General features: G+C 50.0%; 5 protein-coding genes. All 5 read right to left on the bottom strand.

Annotated elements, in window-relative coordinates:
* Window positions 1–231, bottom strand: a 231-nt coding sequence (locus VGA08_03675; GenBank protein HEX9679693.1) for a type II secretion system protein, incomplete at its 3' end; no start/stop codon positions are given.
* A gap of 62 nt (window positions 232–293) precedes the next feature.
* Window positions 294–1,868 (bottom strand): type IV pilus assembly protein PilM, encoded by a 1,575-nt coding sequence (gene pilM / locus VGA08_03670; GenBank protein ID HEX9679692.1) that lies wholly within the window; start codon window positions 1,866–1,868, stop codon window positions 294–296.
* Window positions 1,869–1,880: 12 nt separating this feature from the next.
* Complete coding sequence (locus tag VGA08_03665) at window positions 1,881–2,267, bottom strand: hypothetical protein (protein ID HEX9679691.1); 387 nt, start codon at window positions 2,265–2,267, stop codon at window positions 1,881–1,883.
* A gap of 5 nt (window positions 2,268–2,272) precedes the next feature.
* Window positions 2,273–2,785, bottom strand: a complete 513-nt coding sequence (locus VGA08_03660) for a type II secretion system protein (GenBank protein ID HEX9679690.1) — start codon at window positions 2,783–2,785, stop codon at window positions 2,273–2,275.
* Window positions 2,785–3,542, bottom strand: a 758-nt coding sequence (locus VGA08_03655) for a hypothetical protein (protein ID HEX9679689.1), incomplete at its 5' end; no start/stop codon positions are given. The genes VGA08_03655 and VGA08_03660, both read right to left, overlap by 1 nt.

The following is a 3,542-nucleotide window of genomic DNA, read 5'->3' as shown; positions in this document are numbered from 1 at the left end:
CTGAGCCGTCAGGTTAGTTGGCAGTGTGCCGCCGTTATCAACCGTGTACTTAAGGACAGCGTTCAAAACCGCGTTGACCGAACCCCAGCGCTCAGCGTCCCGCGCCTCGCCAAGCCTTCGGGCGGGGTCAATTGCGACGTAAATAATGCCGGCCAAGACTGCAATAATACCAATCACAATTAAAAGTTCAATCAGTGTGAACCCGGACCGTTTTCGATTCCAAAAAAACATACGTAAGTAAGATTATTTATTTTAGAAAGTGAATTTATTATACCACAATTTACTGACCACGCCTATTCTAACTTATCAACATAGGCGTCAAAAACCCAGCCCGACTCATTGTTTCCCAAATCAATCTGAATCCAGCCTTCGCCTTCTTCGAGCACGCTAAATTCGTCGCCCGGAATAGCTTGAGCTACAACCGGAAAGGTCGTAGCCGGCCCCTCGCGGACATTCAAGCGGCCGCCCGGCACGTCTTGAACTCGAACAACCACCGGTTCGGGTACATCTTCAATCAATTCGTCAGTGCTGGTCGCGATCGGTTCGGTCGGCTGCTCGGTCTCAGCTTCATCAGCTGTTCGAAGTTCATCTAAAAGCGCGTAGTCTATGTTGGTCGCTTCCGGAGTCGAAAAATCTGATTGCGGAAAAACCAGGTGGTAGAAGTCTAAGCCGCCGCGTTTTGCAAACAGCAGTCCGCCAAAACCGACGACCAGAATCACGAAAATCGTCAGGCTGAGATAGACCTTCATCCAATTGTGACGATCGCCTTTTTCCGGTTTGAGCGGCAGGCGCTTACGTGCCGGCAATAAATTTATTCCGTCCCGAACCGGATTTTTCCCAATCCCCCTCAATGCCAGTCCGGAGACTGTCGCGTAGAGCAAAGATTTCCGCTTTTCTTTCAATAATTTTTTCGGGTCGCTAATTCGGCGCAGCGGATCCGCGAGTAAAGCCTCCAGCCCAAGGTTGTCAGCCAAATATTGATCAACAGCCGGCAAAAGACTTGAACCCCCAACCAGCCGGACGCCATCAACTGTGCGCTGCGTTTCGGTCTGGTAAAAATCAATTAATTCTCGGCCCGCTTCCACAATCTTTCGAAATTCTTTTTGGAGAATCAACAAAACTTTACCATCGGCTTGTTTTGAGTTAAATCCAAATTTATTTTTCTGCTTTGCCGCTTCCTCCGGTTTTAATCCGAGTTGTTTCGCAATGCTGGCGGTGAAACGATTGCCGGCCAGGGCAATGGTCCGACTTTGCCGAATTCCATTCCGGTCAAAAATATGCATATTCGTGGTTCGAGATCCGATATCCATAAGGAGCGTGGCGCCCTTGCGCGACCGGTTGGCTATCACGCTTCGGGCAATGCTGACTGACTCCAGGTCAAAAGCCAGCGGCCGAAGTCCCGCCTGCCCAAGCATAGCCAGGTGCTGCTGGACAATCTCAGTCGGAACCGCCACGTAAAACACCTCCTGGGTACTTCCCTGCGAGGTGAGTGTTTGAAAATCAAAATAAATTTCGGTTGACTTGAAGGGTATAACCTCTTCAGCTTTATACGGAATGGTATTGCGGATTTCGTCACGGCGTAGCCCGGCCGGCAGTTTAAAAACAGTCGTAAAAACTTGTGACTCCGGCAGTGAAACAACGCAGTAAGGTGTACTAATTGCTTTTGGACTGGCACTGTTTAATAATTTTCGAATTTGCTCGGCTAGGACTTCCGGTTTTTTAATAACTCCGTTTGTCACAATGCCGCTCCGGATTGTTGTCCGCGCGTAACCGACCATTTTCGGTCGGCCAAAAGCGGCCTTGCGCAAGAGCATTGCTTCAATCGAATTATCTGAAATGTCGAGCCCAAAGACGGATTTACGTAACATTTTTGTTTTTAATTACTCCTCCTGCCATTCAAGCACAGTCAAGGAATTATCAACCGTAGCAGTTACTTGTTGGGAGTACTCCCCAACTGTACTCTCGGTATGCAGCGTGGCTGTAGCGCCAGCAGTAACAATGTTAAGTATACAAGAATCTTGGTTAATCGGCAAAGTCAGCGCCACGTCTGACCATGCGTCCCGGAGCCGGCTCAAACCTTCTTCGACGCAGCTTTCAGCCGCGAATCTGGCGCGGGCTGATTGATTTTTGCCAAAACTGATTTGTATTTCATCAATCCCCCGTAAACTCACGCTTATCCCAATCACAAGTCCGGTCACAGCCACCACCAGCAGCGCGACTAGCGCCACGTATCCTTTTGGGGCGGATTGTTGGTTAGGTTTAGCCATAGGTGTTAGCGCCGGGCGCGCGCCTCAATACTAAAATTTAATTCGGAAGACGCGTCAAAGTCACGCAATCCATCCGGGTTAAGATAAACGGCAGTCAGAACAACTTGAACTGTCTCGGTTCGGCTCTCATACGAAATATCCGTAAAACTTCCGGTTAACCCAACGGTTGGGGTGTTAAGTTCAACGGCTGGCTCGCCTCCGGTTTGCCGCGTCAGCTGGAGCGCGCTGGCGTTAAAAAAATATGTCAGCTCAATCCCAGAAAAACTTAAAACAAGCGTGTCGCTGCTGGGAACTGAGATTGACTCAGCCGCCCGAATGTCACGTTCAAGCTGGCGGCTGGCAAACCTAAGATTTTGGTTGACTTCAAGTTCTGTTTCAATTGATACTTGACCTCCTATAATATCAAGCGTCAGGTAAGAAATCGAAGTCAGGATCATACCTACGATTCCAATGTAAATCATTAACTCAAGTAGCGTAAAACCGCTCGGTCGGCCTGAAGGTTGGGGCAAAGTGTTCATTATGGTAAGTAGTATATTCGGACTCCATTAAGCACCGGGGAGTCATTGCCATTGCCGGTCAGTTCTAAACGGTACTGCGCCCAGTCATTAAAATTCAAATCAGTAGAGATGAGTTCTCCGGTTGGGTTGGTAAAGTATGTCCCGCTGCCGCCACTGCCTGACCAGTCCGTCCAGCTGCCGGGTGTGCCACCGTTATCCGGCGCGGTCCGGACCTGAAACTGAATATCACAACCGGCGCACGGATTACTTTCATTCCAATCTAAAATGTGTACGCTCGCCGAGCCTCCCATAAAATAGGCTGAGGATGTCAAATTCCCGGACGCCGCAAAACCGCCGCCGGACTGATACCGAAGTAAGCTACCCCCGCTGCCAACCGCCCAGCCGTCCGTTGTCCCAATTAGAGTCGCGCCATACCAGGTTTGGTCACCGGTGTCTATAAACTGCGACCAATTTACGCCATCATACATATAAACCTCGCCATTTCCGCCAAACATCCAGCCGTTGTCCGGGTTTGAAAATACAACCGAGCGCCAATCCATGTTTCCAAAATCTTCGACTTCAACCCAAGCGCTGCCGTTAAAATGGCCAACTCGGCCGGAGTTACCCACCAGCCATATATTGTCCGCTGTAACCACGGCCAAGTCGTACCAGGTTTGATTTCCGGTATCGGCAACCTCAGACCAGCTCACCCCATCGTAATGATAAATCTCGCCCTGCGCGGCGACTGCCCAGACATCAAGCTGGGATAGCCCATCCA

The sequence above is a fragment of the Candidatus Saccharimonadales bacterium genome, from assembly GCA_036397795.1.
In the GTDB taxonomy this organism is placed as follows: Bacteria; Patescibacteriota; Saccharimonadia; order Saccharimonadales; family DASWIF01; genus DASWIF01.
This window is presented reverse-complemented; position numbering and strand designations above follow the sequence as displayed.